The organism is Pauljensenia sp. C0254C2, from assembly GCF_056583835.1.
Genome location: NZ_JBWPJO010000006.1, coordinates 57,157 through 72,918, shown reverse-complemented (window position 1 = coordinate 72,918; position 15,762 = coordinate 57,157). Strand labels below are relative to the sequence as shown.

Below are 15,762 nucleotides of genomic sequence, written 5' to 3'. Positions count from 1 at the left end.
ACTAGACGAAAACAAATAGAGGAACCTGACGCACGTTATAAGATAATTGGAAAATCCGGATGGCTGCTCAACTTCAACTCAATCTTATTCTTGAAGTTGAGCAGCCAAAGGAACTTCCATTCAAACCGCCGCAAACACCAAACATCTACCGTGGGCGCCGTTGCTCTTTTTCAGGCAAGACCCAATCGTCGCCGCTTGGATCAGTTTGGTACCAAAAGGCAACGGTAGTGACATCATCACGACGCTCAAAAAGATAATCACCACGATCCCCGATTTGTTGGAGAGTAACTTTAAGCCTTCGAGAAAATCTCACAGGATCCAAAAGATGCCATCTATACATCCCATGTCCTGGTGGCAGATCTTTGGCATAAGGTGAAACTCGGCTGTTATCACGACTAATCTGCTGATGATACCCCAAGTACAGAGAACAATAAGCCACTGGTTTTGGATCTTCATACCCATCCCACTGGTCACGAAAACCCCAAGCGCCACCGACATAGTCTTCCAAGCCAGTTCCGACAATTGTGGCAAAATCTTGGTCATCATCAATATAAAACTTGAGCTCTCCTTCGCCGTACCAAAATCTCTCTAGTTGGCTCAGAAAAATGAAGCTACCAACGTAAGCTCCCGATCCCTGCGTGTCGAGAACGACATGATCTTGTCCGAGCTGGTTAGTGCCATTAGTGCGTCGCCATTGTGAGTGCAAATAACACAGATCATCGGGAAATGATTCCTCAAGCGAATAATCAACCTGATAGAAGAATCCTTCGACCACTTCAGAGTGGTCACTAACTATTTCAACTACAGCTCTTTCTCTAAATGGCATTTGGAGATAGCAGTTAAGCCCCCCAGTTGGCGCTGCGACCATAACTGAGGAAGAATAGTTAACCACCTCGCCGAATCCACATCCAAAGAAGTCTCCAATTGGAACGTCTATAGCTGGGTTTTCCGCCGAATCCCACGTTATTCTTATCCGGATATTTCTCAGAACGAATGGCTCAGACTTAGTTCTCGCTGGCATAGTGAACCACAGGTGACGAATCTGACCGGGTCCCTTAATATCCACAATCTTGACTGTTTCTCCTGGAGGGATAGATATGCAAGGCCTACCCTTCCTGCCAACTCCTAGCTTCGAGGAGGATCTTCCTCCGTTTCCAGGCGAACCGCACGGGTTTTCTGCCGTTATAGAACGTGAAAGGACGGGGAGATTCCTCGCATAATCAGGGAAATTCATATTAGTTTTCAAGTGACTAATCCTTTTCACTTAACTGCTCCAGCAGTGACGCCCCTCGTCAACGTTCTCTGGAAGAACGCGAAGAAAATGAGCGTGGGTAACAACGTGAGCAGAGATGCGGCCGCCATTTGGGTCACGTCAAGCGTGTTCTGTCCCTTTAGATTTGCCAGAGCAATTGGTAAAGTCTGAGAATCCGGTCCAACCAGCATGATCATCGGAATCAGGAATTCATTCCACGTCCAGACGAAGAAAAACACCAGCAAAACAGAGAGCGAAGGACGCATAATCGGGTAAACAATGCTAATTAGGACCCTGAAACGACCAGCACCATCCACCTGGGCCGCCTCAAGCATTTCTCTCGGAAATGTAGACATTACGGAGGACAACAGATAAGTCCCCATCGCTGCCTGCAGAACAGAGAAAATAATAACAACCGACCAGATCGAGTTATGGAGGCCTATTGCTTGAACACCGTAAAATAGAGGATACAAGAGTGCCTCTTGTGGCAACATCGTTGCGATCAAGAGGACAAAAATAACTCCAGTACGCCCCTTGATTCGACCAATACCAAGTGCGTAAGCAGCCAGAAGTGACAAACACGTGCCGACTAGAGAAGTTACACCTGCTGTAACTATGGAATTAAACAGAAGTCTCGGAAAATTAACCGTTTCCAAGTAACGCTGAAACGCACTCACAGTCCACTGCTCTGGTAGAGCTACCGGGCCATTGATGGAATATTCAGCTGGACTCTTGAACGAGTTAATCACCACCAAATACAGGGGAGCAAGCATCAATACGGCTACAAGGGCGGCAATTACTAAGACGCCATATTTAGTCAAAATAAAAGAAAGCGGTTTCCTCGCCTTATAGGCATCGCGAGCATACTGAGATGTTTTTTGCATCGAACTCTTACTCCTCCTCAATTGCCTTCGACTGCCAATAGACAAGCCCACCAGCTATGACGCAGATCGTTACCGCCAAGACAGTCGCAGATGCCGCTCCATAGCCAACCTTCGATAGCTCAAAGAAGTTCCTGTACGAGAAGAAAGAAGGGACGTACGTCGAGAATTCAGGTCCTCCACGGGTCAGCACCATCACAGGCGCGAACAACTTTATCGCGCCGATAGTTGCTGTCAGAACAACAACGAAAATGTCGGCACGGATGTTCGGAATGGTAATATGCCTGAATCGCTTCCACCAGCCCGCTCCATCTAACTGAGCTGCCTCATACAGAGACGGATCAACTCTCTGCAAACCTGACATGAATATCACAACCGGATATCCGATCTGCAGCCATATCATCATCAACATGATTGAGTACAGCGCTAAGTCCGTGTTCCCCAGCCAGTCAGGCGCGAGTCCTGTACCTACACCACGGAGTATCTCATTTAGTGCTCCATCTCTAGTGTTTAAAATCCAACTCCATAAGACGCCCGCCACGGCGACAGGCAAAATCTGCGGAATGTAATATGTGGCCCTCAAAAATGACGCTATCGCACTATTAAAATGCCTGCCGATAAAGTCAAACAGGGTAGCCGCCAGGATCAAACCAATCACAGTCGGTATAATCGCTATCGCGAAAATCATGTATATAGTGTTCACAAAAGATGACCAAAATAGTTTATCATGCATTAGATCTACATAGTTTGACACTCCAACCCATTTCATCTCAGCCTTACCACCCTTCCAGCTATAGAAGCTCAAAAGTGTGTTCACGATGAGAGGAAGTAGGACCACTACACAAAAACCGATAGCCAATGGTGATAAATAGGCCCAATAACTACGTCGCTCTTTATCTCTCCATCTCATAGGTCGCTTCTTTCGATAGAGCATTAACTTATTTAAGTTCACTTGTTACTCTCGTAGTAGTCTTTCATTCCTGCGAGGAATTCTTCGCCACTCTGCGATCCAGACACAAGTCCCTGCAGCCCAGCCATCTGATAATCAAGAAGTCCGGGAACTGGATAGTCAGGGTAGAAAGACAGGCGATCTTCAGATTTTAACAACTGGAACGTCTCATTCATTTCTTTCATGCGTTCATCTTCAATAGTCGACGGATCCACCACGACCGGAATTCCACCAATTCTTGCAATCTCACCTTGAACCGATTCACTCAGAGTCTTTTCTATCCACGCTTTCGCGCATTCCTTGTTCTTAGCGTCGCTCGGAATCGCCCACAAATGTCCCGAGGTTCCCGCCGTTAACTTCGCTTCGGGAAATTCCAACAATCCCCATTCAAACGGAGCCTCTTCGTTGATTCGAGTAAAGGACCAAGTGCCACTTGCCATAAAAGGCATTTCGCCAGCAATAAAGGCTCGCTCCATATCATCACCTTTCAGTCCAGCAAGCTGATGACCCAAGTACCCCTTGCTAATCCACTCTTCGAGGTGCTTCGTCCCCTCTGCAAACGCACCGCCCGTAATGTCTGCGGGGCCGGCGAGCAGAATGAAGTTGTCGACTTCTTCTCGCGAAGCATCTTGCGAGATCAGCTGCCACCATGTCTGCAATACAGCATGCTCGCCCGCATTCGAGGAAATTGGCGTGACCCCAGCCTTTAGCAAATCATCGAACACTGTTTCTAGCTCGGCCATTGAGCTTGGCATTTCAGTGATGCCATGCTCAGCTAACAAGTCTTTATTGTAGTAAAATGTATAGTAACTTGCAGTCGACGGCACGCCATACCATTCACCAGCTCCCGCATTACCATTATCATCGTATTTTGCTAGGGCTGATACAGCCCCATTCAGCTCCTTATCCCAGCCATTCTCCTCCACAAGGTCCGTCAATGGATCAAGAAGTCCCTGGGATGCTAACTGGCCCGCATCCGCATTACCCGTGTTAACGAGCACAACATCAGGCACGTTTCCTCCCGAAAGCAGAACCTTCGCGTTCGAGCGGAAAGACTCAAAATTGGTCGACGACCACTCCACATCAAGTGAGGGATTCTCTTCTTGAAACTCTGCCAGCCCTTTTTGCCACCCCTTGTACTGCGCAGTAGCTGTTGTCTCATACTGTAGAATTGTACATTTCCCTTCCAGCTCCCCGGACGCTTTCGCCTCACCAGACGTTGCATTAGATGACTCACCACCTGCGCTTCCACAAGCAGAAAGCATGATGCTCAGAGCCATAATCCCAGTGCATGCAGTTCGAATTCTCGACATCATCGTCCCTTTCTAAGAATCAATATTACGGAAGCCCATCCGCAGAGGTAACGTTACCTCGCATCGTTGCTATACGCAAATCACGAAAGACTACGCGAAACCTCTGCCCAAGTAAAAGCAGCCTTATTTTTGCTGAGGCCTCTCGGGCTTTCGACCCTCCACCACTCCTCGAGACGAGCCTTCGAAAGCCTTTAATGTTGAGCAAATAGACCATGCTACGATTGAAGAACGATGATTACGATAAAGGATGTTGCCAAAGCCGCAGGGGTTAGTCCAATGACGGTGTCAAGGGTCGTAAATCGAACTGATAACGTTAACTCTACTATGCGGAAGCGTGTACTTCGCGCGGTTGAGCAGCTCGGATACGTGCCGAACCTGTCAGCATCTAAGCTGAGGGGGAAAAAGAGCACCCATTGGACAATTGGGCTAATTCTAAGAGACGTCGCGAACCCATTTTCTGCAGAGCTTCATCGCTCAATCGAAAAATCTCTTCGCGACTCTGGATCTCTAACTCTTACGGCGAGTAATGATGACGATCGGGATTACGCCCGCGAGCTCGTCATGACAATGCGCGCACACCAAATCGATGGTTTGATTATCGCACCTCCACCAGGAAACCAATCGTATCTGGGTGCAGCGGCAGAAACCGGTTTACCGATCGTTATCGTCGACCGTCCATCCGACTTCGAGCAGATTCCCTCCGTTATCTCGGACAACTATGACGGAATGCGACAAGCCACGCGTCACTTGATTTCGTATGGACACCGACGTATAGCGTATTTAGGAGACGAAGCCTCGGTTCCGATGACCGCTCGTCGCGATGGATTCCTAGCAGGGCTTCAGGAGGCAACAATAGACACCACTGAGGCTATTATTCGCCTCGACCAATTTGACCCAATACAGGCGAGAGAGACAGCTGTATCGCTTTTGGAATCCAATAATCCACCCACCGCGTTCATTGGCTCCAGAAACCGAATTAATGTGGCCATTATTCAAGCGCTTCGAGCGACCAAGCGTAGCGAAGAAATAGCAATGGTTGGATTCGACGATATAGAACTTGCCGCAGAACTGGATCCAGGTATGACTGCAGTTGCGCAGAATCCAATTTTGATCGGACAAATTGCTACCGCCATCCTAATGGATATGCTTGAGAACAATCGGGTTCAGGATCAGTCGGTTGTGGTATCGACGCGGCTGATCAAGCGCGGCTCAGGAGAGATTTCACGTACACAACCACTATAACTGAAGCGGGATTCCTTTCACGCTGATACACAAGCAGCTATCTAATTTGAAAGCTACTATCCCTTGCCACAAGCTACGCGATTCTGCTTCAAACACATGCAATCACCTGGCATTTATTCGCTGACACGCACAGAAGCTAGTTTTCGCGAATTGGTCTACAATGCCACTAGGCATCCGCTTGCTCTCGTATGAGGCTTTGTAATCCTGACAACGGTTTCAAACACTACTGTCTCGAAGCCAGTATCACGATCTCTTCCCAGCCATTTTGCGTATGGACTTTTGTAGGGTGCCAGAATTTTTACCGCTAAATTTTAGCCCTTTCACCATGGGCCTAATCTTGGCGGCGGCTGCATGTCTGGGCGTATATCCACCTAGTCCGAATGCGGGCTGAAAGATAAGCGACACACAGGTAGGTGACTACTCTAGGTTTCGCAAGTGTGGTTTCTTTTGATAGTCGCTGTCCAATCTGTTGCATAAGCTGCCTCGACCATAGAAAGGAGGTTTTGAGCGCAGCAGACTCTGTCTTCTCAACAGTGGCTCATCACGCGCATCGGGCGCACTTGACGCAGCATTGGTCACATGTGACCCCGCATGAGGGTGTGCCCGCTCCCCTGCCTCAGCCCGGGAGCAAACCTACAGTGTTACTTCACATCACTGCGCTTGCGGCGCGTTGTCAACGCAACATCTCCCAGCAAGAGCACTCCAGCAAGAACATCCGTGTTGAGCGTGTACACGTGGCTTCCGTGAGACCTAGACACGTCGGTTTTGCACACGAAATTTATTAAAACTGGCGTGAGCTGCATGAAGATTCACGGAGGTGCTAACCTGCGGTGTGCCCGACCGACGCCACAGGGAAAAACCCGCCGTACTGCAATAAGATGACCCTGATGCAAGAAACACACTTGTCCGCCAGGACATGCCAGGAACTGCGATCTCACATCGACCAGCATCTGAAGCCCGGTGACCGTCTTCCCTCGGAAAAAGACCTCGCCACACTGCTGTCGGTGTCGCGTACCACTGTGCGCGCAGCCCTCGAACAGCTCTGGCTTGAAGGCAAAGTGGAACGCCGCTGGGGTGCCGGTACATTCGTGCGCAAATCCGCCGAGCTCCCTCAGCACATTGACCAGGTCTTCGTCGACGTCCAGTCAATCGACACCGTGTTCGGCACATTCGTCCAGCGCGGCCACCAGGTTTCCTACCTGGATACCGCGTGCGAAAAAGTCACGCCACCCACGATTGTGCGCGCGCTTCTGCCACCCACCTCTGAGAAGGAATGCTGGCGCATCACGCGCGTCATCGGTGTGGATGGGGCTCCCGCAATGCTGGTCTACGATCACATTCCGCTCAGCATTGACGGCGTTGACCTGGATCCGAGCCCGATGATCGAGTCAGTGACCACGCTGACCAAACTCACCGACGAATGGGGTATCCGCATCGAACGCAACGACGCGACTGTGGAAGCCATATGCGCTCCGCTGGCAGTTGCCGAAACGCTCGGCATCAAATTGCGCACCCCCATCCTGCGATCCACTCAAACCGCCGAAGTGCGCGACGGCCTGGCCGTTGCCGTCACGCTGATCTATCAGAACCCGGCAGTGATGAGCGCACGCGTCGTCCGCGCGCAGCGATCCAACTGACGCCCGACGATTCGATCAACACACGGCGTCGCCCTCGCCAATTCTCCAAAAAGAGTTATTGACGAGGGCGCCCGACCGCCGCGAACCGGCGACCTAGAAACGCGAACGCAGCGCGCTTTCCTGCATGTCGCGAAGCTCGGTGATGTCAGCCATCCAGCCGTTGCCGTTGCCTGAATCAGTCAGTACGTCACCGCCGGTGATCACCACCATGTCGCCACCGGTCGTGCCGATGCGCGCCGCCTGCACGCCCTCAGCCTCTGCAGCTGCGTACACCGCCGGCAAGGATTCTTCGGCCACGGCCACCATCGCTCGGCCCTGCGACTCAGACAGCAACATGACGAAGTCATCCACGCCTGCGATGCCAGCTGCCTGCGCGATGTCGAAACTGCCGCCGATGCCGAAACGAAGCGCCGAATCCACCAGCGACTGGATCAGACCACCATTCGACAGATCATGTGCCGCGCGGATCAAAGGCTGTCCATCAGGGCCGTCAGCCGCAGACAGTGCTTCCAGGACTCGGCCCAATGCCATCTCGGCTTCCAGATCAACCTTCGGGGGCAGGCCACCGAGGTGATCATGCACGATGCGTGCCCACGCCGACCCGTCCAGCTCATCGCGGGTGGAGCCGAGCAGCACCACAGCCAGCCCTTCAGCGGTCCAGCCAGACGGATTTGCGCGACGCACGTCATCCATCACGCCCAGCAAGCCGACCACCGGGGTGGGGTTGATCGAGGAATCAAACTGACCTTTTTCCGTTCCCGAGGAGTTGTACAGGGAGACGTTTCCGCCGGTCACCGGCACACCCATCTCCACGCAACCGTCAGCCAGGCCTTCCATCGCGGTGACCAGCTGCCACATCGCGTCCGTATCCTCCGGATTACCGAAGTTCAGGCAGTTCGTGATTGCCACGGGGCGAGCACCCACCGTCGCGACATTGCGGTAGGCTTCCGCGAGCGCCTGGCGGGCACCCTCGTACGGGTCAAGTTTGGTGAACCAGCCGTTCGCGTCCGTTGACAGCGCCACGCCCGCACCGGTTTCTTCGTCGACGCGCACCACGCCGGCATCATCGGGCTGCGCGAGCGCCGTGTTGCCCTGCACGTAACGGTCGTACTGATCTGTCACCCACGCTTTCGACCCCTGGTTGACGTCCGACAGCACCGTGCGCAGCGCCTCATCCAACTCGGCGGCAGTCTGCGGGCGCGCCAAGCCGGCTGCCTCCACAGTGTTGTCCTGCAGCTCGTCCTGCCATGCGGGACGCGCGTACGGGCGGTCATAGACCGGTCCTTCATTCGCCACGGTCTTGGGATCCACATCCACGATGCGCTGGCCGAAGTGGTCGATCGTCAGGCGGCCATCACCGGTGACCGTGCCGATCACGGCGGCTTCCACGTCCCACTTGTCGATGATTTCGAAGAAGCGCTCACGATCTTCAGGGGTCACGATCGCCATCATGCGTTCCTGCGATTCGGACATGAGGATCTCACCGGCTGTCAGGGTCGGGTCACGCAGCAGCACGTTCTCAAGATCCACATGCATACCGGAATCGCCGTTGGCAGCCAGTTCCGAGGTGGCGCACGAGATTCCCGCCGCGCCCAGGTCCTGAATGGCCTGCACCACGCCTGCGTCGAACAGCTCGAGGCAGCATTCGATCAGCACTTTTTCCATGAAGGGGTCACCGACCTGCACCGAGGGGCGCTTAGTGGGCATGCCGTCGTCGAAGGTTTCCGACGCCAGAATCGAGGCGCCGCCGATGCCGTCGCCACCGGTGCGTGCACCGAACAGCACCACCAGGTTGCCTTCACCGGACGCGTTCGCCAGGTGGATATCGTCGTGACGCAGCACGCCCAGGCACAGGGCGTTGACCAGCGGGTTGCCCTGGTAGGACGGGTCGAACTCGGTTTCGCCGCCGATGTTCGGCAGGCCCAGGCAGTTGCCGTATCCGCCGACACCGGCCACCACGCCGTGCACGACACGGGCGGTGTCCGGGTGGTCGAGTGCGCCGAAACGCAGCTGGTCCATCACGGCTACCGGGCGTGCACCCATCGACATGATGTCGCGGACGATGCCGCCCACACCCGTGGCAGCACCTTGATAGGGTTCCACGAATGAGGGGTGGTTGTGCGATTCGACTTTGAATGTCACAGCCCAGCCGTTGCCGACGTCGACGACGCCGGCGTTCTGTCCCATGCCGACCAGCAGGTGTTCGCGCATGTCGTCAGTGGTTTTCTTGCCGAACTGTTCGCCCAGGTGTTTCTTCGAGGACTTGTATGAGCAGTGCTCGGACCACATCACCGAGTACATGGCCAGTTCCGCGTTGGTGGGGCGGCGTCCCAGGATCTCGCAGATGCGCTGGTATTCGTCGTCTTTCAGGCCGAGTTCGCGGTAGGGCATCGCTGTGTCGGGCGTGCGCGCGGCGTCCTCAACGGTGTCGGGGGTTTCGACCGGGATAGGCGCGCCTGCCGCGCCGCGGTCAGCGTCATGTGTGGGGGTCATGTCAAGCTCCAGATTCTCAGTTGTCCACAGGCTGTGTCCACATGCTTGTGGACGGTGGCGCCGTCGCGCCTGCTTCCCTGTGGATCAAATTGTGTATGGGTTGTGGATAGCGGGGTCATGGACGAGGGCGAACGCCGCTGCGTCGTCATGCCTCACTTACCCCACCAATGTGGCCAGTGCGGAAGCGAACAGTGTCAGGCCGTCGGTGCCGCCATGTCCGGAAACCTCAACGGAGCCGTCCCCGCCGAATGATTTCGAGCGCTGCGCGCGACGAACCGGTCCGAAACCGCTTTCCACGGCGTGCTCGGGGTGCGGCATGAGGCCAACAACGTTGCCCTGCTTATTCGTGATGCCGGCAATGTCGTGAGCCGACCCGTTCGGATTGACATCCACGTAGCGGAACACGACGCGACCCTCATCCTCAAGCCGCTTGATCGTGTCGGCGTCAGCCTGGAAGCAGCCTTCGCCATTCTTGAGTGGGACTGTGATCGTCTGTCCCTGCGTCAGGCTCGAGGTCCACGCGGTGTCCGCGTTCTCCACACGCAGCGTCTGATCGCGGCAAATGAACTTCTGGTGCGTGTTGCGGATCAGTGCGCCTTCCAGCAGGTGTGACTCACACAGAACCTGGAAACCGTTGCAGATGCCCAGCACCGGCATGCCTGTGCGGGCCGCGTCAACGATCGGCCCCATAATGGCGGACACCGCTGCAATGGCGCCGCACCGCAGGTAGTCACCGTAGGAAAAGCCACCGGGCAGAATTACTGCGCCCACGCCCTGCAGGTCCGTGTCCTTGTGCCACAGGCGCACCGGCTCACCTCCGGCCAGACGCACAGCGCGAGCCGCATCCTGGTCATCGAGCGTGCCCGGGAAAGTCACGACTCCGATTTTCACCTTCGGACTCATTGCGCATCACCGTGAGCGCCCTCGTCAACGAGAAGTTCTTCGACGCGCACGACGTCCTCAATAATCGGGTTTGACAGGACTTCTTCAGCGGCGCGGCGTGCCTGGGCGAGGTGCTCATCCGTGACGGCGCCCTCCACATCCAGGTGGAAGCACTTGCCCTGACGCACAGATGTGAAGCTTGAAATTCCCAGTCGCGGCAGTGCGGATCCGACTGCTTTTCCTTGCGGGTCAAGGATTTCTGGTTTCGGCATCACTTCAACAATGATTCGGCCCACTGGGTCCTCCTGGTTTCTTAAGGTGTCGGCGGTTAATGTGGTAGTTCTGTCAAACGGTTCACTGACGTGGCTGGTTACCCAGTTCCGGTGCCTGACCGGTGAGCAGCGTGTACGCATCAACGTAGCGTTGACGTGTCGCCTCAACGATCCGGTCAGGCAGGCGCGGCGGCTGCTCGCCGCTGGCGCGATCCCACCCGGATTCTGCGGAGGTCAGCCAGTCGCGCACATACTGTTTGTCGAAGCTGGGGGTCACCTGGCCTTCAACCCACTGGTCGGCGGGCCAAAAACGCGACGAGTCCGGCGTGAGTGCCTCATCAGCCAGGACCAGCTCGCCACTGTCAGGATCCACACCGAACTCGAACTTGGTGTCAGCGATGATGACGCCGCGCTCGCGAGCGATGCGCGCCGCCTCCGAATACAGCTTGATGGACGTGTCGCGCAGCGCTGCCGCCACGTCGCGCCCCACCATGTCGGCTGCACGCTCGAAGGAGATGTTTTCGTCGTGTTCACCCAGTTCAGCCTTGGCTGCGGGGGTGAAGATCGGTTCAGGCAGTTTCGAAGCTTCGGTCAGGCCTTCCGGCAGGCGGATCTCGCACACTGTGCCGGACTGCTTGTATTCCGCCAGACCGGAGCCGGTCAGGTATCCACGCACCACGCATTCGATGGGATACATGGTGAGCTTCTTGCACACTACTGCGCGCCCTGCGACCTGGGCGGGCACCGGCTCATCAAGCAGGTGGTTCCCCACAATCGAATCGAGCTTGTTCATCCACCACGTCGACAGTCCTGTCAGCACCAGGCCCTTGCCGGGGATTTCGGTGGGCAGAATATAGTCGTAGGCGCTGATACGGTCCGACGTGACCATCAGGAGTACGCGCCCGTCCTCACTTTGGTACAGGTCACGCACCTTGCCAGAATTAACGTGTGTCCACCCGTCCAGTTCGACTGCCTCACTCATTTTCTTCTCCCTCACTCCTTGCGCTGAACTGCTGATATGCGTGCGCCTAGGCGCTGAGTCCGTCTGGCCATTGCGCGATGTCGCGCCGGAATTGACATTCAGGAAAGTCAATGCGCCCGATTGCCTCGTACGCTGCGCGCCGCGCCTCGTCAATGGTTGCTGCACGCGCCACGACGTCCAGTACGCGTCCCCCATCAGCGACGAGGGTGGCGTGCGCTTCACTGTCCTGCGCTGCGCCGACACTTTTCGTGCCGGCGTGGATGAGGTGGACTCCGGGGAGTTCCTCTGCGGCTTCGGCTCCGCGGATCGTTTGGCCGGTGCGCGCACGAACGGGGTATCCAGGTGAGGCCAGGACGACGGTGACTGCCGCATCGTCACTCCAGGTCGGGGCCGCGACTTGGTCAAGGGTACCGCGCGATGCTGCGTCGAGCAGGTCAAGCAGTGGGGATTCGAGGCGCTCCAGGACGACCTGTGTTTCCGGGTCACCGAAGCGGACGTTGAATTCGACGACACGCACTCCGTTCGAGGACATCGCCAGCCCGCAGTACAGCAGACCGGTGAACGGTATGCCGCGCTGCGCCATGCGGCGCACCGTTGGTTCTGCGATGGTGCGAACAACCTCGTCGGCAAGTCCGTCGTGGAGCCACGGCAGCGGCGAGTAGGCACCCATTCCACCGGTGTTCGGCCCTTCATTGGCGTCCTGAAGGCGTTTGAAGTCCTGTGCCGGAACCAGTGGGACGACGTGTGTACCGTCGCTGATGCAGAACAGGGAGACTTCCGGCCCATCGAGGTAGTCCTCGATGACAACGGCACCGTCGGGACGATCCAGACAGTGGCGCGCATGTTCGCGTGCAGCGTCAGAGTCAGCGGTAACCAGCACACCTTTGCCTGCGGCCAGTTGATCGTCTTTGACAACGTGAGGGGTGGTGCATGTGCGGAGCGCCTGGTCGACCTCATCCATTGTTTGACAGGTGAAGGAGCGGGCAGTGGCGACGCCGGCCTCGTCCATGACAGTTTTGGCAAAAGATTTTGATGCTTCGAGGCGGGCGGCTTCCTTGCCTGGGCCGAAGCATGCGATGCCCTGCGCGCGAACCGCGTCAGCCAGTCCGGCGACGAGGGGGGCTTCCGGTCCGATGATGACCAGGTCAGCGTTCAGGTCGCGTGCGCGCTGCGCGATGGCGTCCGAGCTGTTCGGGTCAGCGGGGTTGGCATCACCGAAGTCCACGGGCGTGGCGATGCGGTCGATTCCGGGGTTTCCGGCTTGAGCGAACAGTTCAAGCGGTGTGCCGCGTTCAGCCAGAACACGGGAGTGTGCGCCAGTACGGATCAGTGCGCGCGCGATGGCATGTTCGCGCCCACCATTGCCAATGAGCAGAACCTTCACACCTTCAGCCTACCGAACTGTCAGGCCGTAAACGACGCCTCAGTCCCCTACTTTCGGTTAGACCAGTCACCCCCACAGGCTTTGTCATGTCCTATGTCGAGTACATATGACCGGACAAATGTGGAGCAGCCTGAGGGGGTTGCCGGCTGCAATGCGTGTGTAGCGTGAACAGAGTCTGCCGGCTGCGAGCTGTGGAGCAGGCACAGGCTCAACCGCCACCCTCATCATGCGAAGCGAGCGCGCCGAGGTGCCCGAGCCGGTCGTGTCACCACTTCCCGTTCGGCCTGGTGTCGCGGCTGCCATCCAACGGATCGACGTCACTGTTGGTTTCCTTCGAGCGCCGGTTGAGTTCCTCGCGGCGGTCCTTCTCCTCCTGGGTTTCATCCGCGTACGGATCTTCGCGCTTTTCTGGAGCAGGCGTGGAGTTCGGATCATTGCCTTGATCGGGCTTCGGCTGGGGCTGACGGGTGCCGCCACCCTGGCCATCAGAATCGTCCTGTTCCCCGTCCTTTCGATCCTTCTGACCGTCAGGCAGCTGGTCATTCGCACGATCGCGCTTAGGTGAAATGCGGTCATTTGTCTGATCCGCCGGCGAGGACTGCTGATCGGACTGCGAACCAGAAGGTGAGTCAGAGTCGGAATCCGAGTCAGAATCTGAATCTGAGCCGGAGTCCGAATCTGACCCGCCACCGCTTTGCGACTGGTCGCTGCTTTGCGACTGATCACTGCTCTGGGATTGATCACCGCTTTGGGAATTATCGCCACTTTGTGACTGATCGCTTTGCGGCTCGTCGCCGCTTTGAGACTGGTCACCGCTTTGCGGCCGACTGGTGTCATCGGGCGCCCGGCAAATCTGAATCAGCTCGAGCGCCTCGTCGTAGGTATCACGTGCGTCCAGATGATCACCCTGAGCTTCCAGCCCGTCAGCCATGATTTCTTTTCCAACGGCCAGGTTGTTCCTGACCATGCATTCATAGGAGTAAGGCTCGATCGTGCCGTCCTCGTTCTTGACGGCCTTGGGCACCAGCTCGAACGCAGTCGACAACTGAGAAACACCGCCGTCAACCTCGCCTTCAGCCAGAAAAGTCGTGCCCTTGTTGTAGAACGCAAGCCACCGCTCCGGTCCGCGCTGAGTGACCGTCATCTGACCGTCGTAGCCGCCCATCGCTTTGTCGTAGTTTCCGGAGCGGTATGCCACCCCAGATGCGTGCGACCACAGTGTCAATCCGATCAGGAATGCCGCTGCCAGCAAGACGATCAGCATGAGCGGCAACGTCCACCACAATAATGCGAGCGACCCGCGGGCACGGGTCTTCGACGCAGCTTTACCGGCAGAGCGCCCACCGTGTGACGACGCACCTGCACGCGAAGGATGCGCGCTGGCATCGTCATGTGGAGCCTGCGCACTGGCTCCGCCCGCAGAGGATTGCGGACAAGCAGAGTCGTACGGTGGCTGATCAGATGACATGAGCCCTCCTCATCTTGCGCATGCGGGCCACGATTGCCGAGGCTTCCCATGCCAGCAACACGGCAAACACCAATGCGAACGGCCAGACGTAGTAGCGGTACACCTCAACTGTGTCACGTGACTCCGATATCAGCTTGCCCTCAGAGTTGAACTGAGCAGCATGGTCAATAATCGACCCGTTATCGGGCGAATGGACATAGTCAGCACCGAGCTGACTGGCGACCTCACGCAAGGCACCTTCATCAGCAGATGAGATCCCGTCCCTGGAAGGGTCCTGCGGGTCGGGGATGTAGCCGGATTGGGATTGATCGAGTGAGCGCGCCTTCATCCGGCCCCCCTCGGCAGTTCCATACCCAATGACCAGCGCACCGTCACATGCCTCTGCCACTGAACGCCAGTCCCCAACTCCCTGCGAGGCATCCTCGGTGTTCTCCCCATCGCCCATGACGACGACATAGCGCGAGTTTCCGCCGCGCGATTCCTGAGCTTTGGTGAGGTAGCTGCGCAGGTCACTCACAGGGCGCGCCAATGATGAGCCCTGGGACGAGGAGGACAGTTCCTGGCCCATGATCTGCATGTACGAGTCGATCGCGCCGATGTCGCTGGTGACGGGCAAAACACGCTCAATGTCACGATCCCACGTGAAGATTGAGAACCTGGCGGCAGGCATGTGGTCAACGATCGTGGCAACATCCGCTTTGACGCCGTCGAGGCGCGGCAAACGGTCAGGACCATAATCTTCGGCCGCCATCGATCCGGTGCGGTCGATGACGAACCACAGTTCAACATCCGAGGTGGTGCTGTGCGACTCCTGCCTGATGGACGGGCCGGCAAGCATGAATGTCATGAGTGAGACGATCAGAAGGCGGCGAACCAGATTCACGCGCGAACTCATCGCACGTCTGCGAGCGCCCCAGACGCACAGTGCCACGCATGCAATAAAGAAGATGGCGAGGACCCACAGGGAGATAATGGGGCGGAAAATCACGCGTCTATCTCCTTCGCCT

13 protein-coding genes are annotated in these 15,762 nt (G+C 56.5%); 2 read left to right on the top strand and 11 right to left on the bottom strand.

Going from position 1 to position 15,762, the window contains the following annotated elements; translation table 11 throughout:
- Positions 1 to 145: 145 nt before the first annotated feature.
- The 4 genes from AC1DA5_RS06085 to AC1DA5_RS06070 form a co-directional block, all read right to left on the bottom strand.
- Positions 146 to 1,066 carry a glycoside hydrolase family 172 protein gene (locus tag AC1DA5_RS06085; RefSeq protein WP_157886392.1) on the bottom strand — a complete coding sequence of 307 codons (921 nt, stop codon included), beginning with the start codon at positions 1,064 to 1,066 and terminating at the stop codon, positions 146 to 148.
- Positions 1,067 to 1,260: 194 nt separating this feature from the next.
- Positions 1,261 to 2,136 (bottom strand): carbohydrate ABC transporter permease, encoded by an 876-nt coding sequence (locus AC1DA5_RS06080; protein WP_092648846.1) that lies wholly within the window; start codon positions 2,134 to 2,136, stop codon positions 1,261 to 1,263.
- 7 nt (positions 2,137 to 2,143) lie between these two features.
- Positions 2,144 to 2,950, bottom strand: a complete 807-nt coding sequence (locus tag AC1DA5_RS06075) for a carbohydrate ABC transporter permease (protein WP_257590312.1) — start codon at positions 2,948 to 2,950, stop codon at positions 2,144 to 2,146.
- A 131-nt stretch (positions 2,951 to 3,081) separates the two neighbouring features.
- On the bottom strand, positions 3,082 to 4,362 hold the full coding sequence (locus AC1DA5_RS06070; protein ID WP_157886393.1) for an ABC transporter substrate-binding protein: 1,281 nt from the start codon (positions 4,360 to 4,362) through the stop codon (positions 3,082 to 3,084).
- Between the two features lie 264 nt (positions 4,363 to 4,626).
- Between AC1DA5_RS06070 and AC1DA5_RS06065 the strand changes: the two genes are divergently transcribed.
- Both AC1DA5_RS06065 and AC1DA5_RS06060 read left to right on the top strand, forming a co-directional pair.
- Positions 4,627 to 5,637: a LacI family DNA-binding transcriptional regulator gene (locus AC1DA5_RS06065; protein WP_070727756.1), complete on the top strand. Its 1,011-nt coding sequence runs from the start codon at positions 4,627 to 4,629 to the stop codon at positions 5,635 to 5,637.
- An 887-nt stretch (positions 5,638 to 6,524) separates the two neighbouring features.
- A complete protein-coding gene (locus tag AC1DA5_RS06060) occupies positions 6,525 to 7,274 on the top strand; it encodes a GntR family transcriptional regulator (protein WP_058237314.1) in 750 nt (249 codons plus the stop codon).
- A 93-nt stretch (positions 7,275 to 7,367) separates the two neighbouring features.
- On the opposite strand, the gene purL is transcribed toward AC1DA5_RS06060, so the two are convergent.
- The 7 genes from purL to AC1DA5_RS06025 all read right to left on the bottom strand — a co-directional run bounded on the left by purL (position 7,368) and on the right by AC1DA5_RS06025 (position 15,743).
- Entirely contained in the window at positions 7,368 to 9,767 is a 2,400-nt protein-coding gene (gene purL / locus AC1DA5_RS06055; protein WP_058237315.1) for a phosphoribosylformylglycinamidine synthase subunit PurL, read from the bottom strand.
- 156 nt (positions 9,768 to 9,923) lie between these two features.
- Positions 9,924 to 10,658 carry a phosphoribosylformylglycinamidine synthase subunit PurQ gene (purQ, locus tag AC1DA5_RS06050; protein WP_257525574.1) on the bottom strand — a complete coding sequence of 245 codons (735 nt, stop codon included), beginning with the start codon at positions 10,656 to 10,658 and terminating at the stop codon, positions 9,924 to 9,926.
- Between the two features lie 8 nt (positions 10,659 to 10,666).
- Entirely contained in the window at positions 10,667 to 10,945 is a 279-nt protein-coding gene (locus tag AC1DA5_RS06045; protein ID WP_058237317.1) for a phosphoribosylformylglycinamidine synthase subunit PurS, read from the bottom strand.
- A gap of 58 nt (positions 10,946 to 11,003) precedes the next feature.
- Positions 11,004 to 11,903, bottom strand: a complete 900-nt coding sequence (locus AC1DA5_RS06040; protein WP_480289552.1) for a phosphoribosylaminoimidazolesuccinocarboxamide synthase — start codon at positions 11,901 to 11,903, stop codon at positions 11,004 to 11,006.
- Between the two features lie 46 nt (positions 11,904 to 11,949).
- A complete protein-coding gene (gene purD / locus AC1DA5_RS06035; RefSeq protein ID WP_480289550.1) occupies positions 11,950 to 13,287 on the bottom strand; it encodes a phosphoribosylamine--glycine ligase in 1,338 nt (445 codons plus the stop codon).
- A gap of 265 nt (positions 13,288 to 13,552) precedes the next feature.
- The gene (locus AC1DA5_RS06030) at positions 13,553 to 14,755 is read right to left on the bottom strand and encodes a tetratricopeptide repeat protein (protein WP_058237320.1); all 1,203 of its coding nucleotides are present in this window, start codon (positions 14,753 to 14,755) and stop codon (positions 13,553 to 13,555) included.
- Entirely contained in the window at positions 14,745 to 15,743 is a 999-nt protein-coding gene (locus AC1DA5_RS06025) for a VWA domain-containing protein (protein WP_058237321.1), read from the bottom strand. The genes AC1DA5_RS06030 and AC1DA5_RS06025 overlap by 11 nt, the downstream gene beginning before the upstream one ends.
- Positions 15,744 to 15,762 lie beyond the last annotated feature (19 nt).

Excerpts from the sequence above, each read along its gene's own strand:
- purL (WP_058237315.1), bottom strand. The coding sequence starts at position 9,767 with ATGACCCCCACACATGACGCTGACCGCGGCGCGGCAGGCGCGCCTATC.
- AC1DA5_RS06070 (WP_157886393.1), bottom strand. The coding sequence starts at position 4,362 with ATGGCTCTGAGCATCATGCTTTCTGCTTGTGGAAGCGCAGGTGGTGAG.
- AC1DA5_RS06080 (WP_092648846.1), bottom strand. The coding sequence starts at position 2,136 with ATGCAAAAAACATCTCAGTATGCTCGCGATGCCTATAAGGCGAGGAAA.
- AC1DA5_RS06065 (WP_070727756.1), top strand. The coding sequence starts at position 4,627 with ATGATTACGATAAAGGATGTTGCCAAAGCCGCAGGGGTTAGTCCAATG.
- AC1DA5_RS06030 (WP_058237320.1), bottom strand. The coding sequence starts at position 14,755 with ATGTCATCTGATCAGCCACCGTACGACTCTGCTTGTCCGCAATCCTCT.
- AC1DA5_RS06040 (WP_480289552.1), bottom strand. The coding sequence starts at position 11,903 with ATGAGTGAGGCAGTCGAACTGGACGGGTGGACACACGTTAATTCTGGC.
- AC1DA5_RS06060 (WP_058237314.1), top strand. The coding sequence starts at position 6,525 with ATGCAAGAAACACACTTGTCCGCCAGGACATGCCAGGAACTGCGATCT.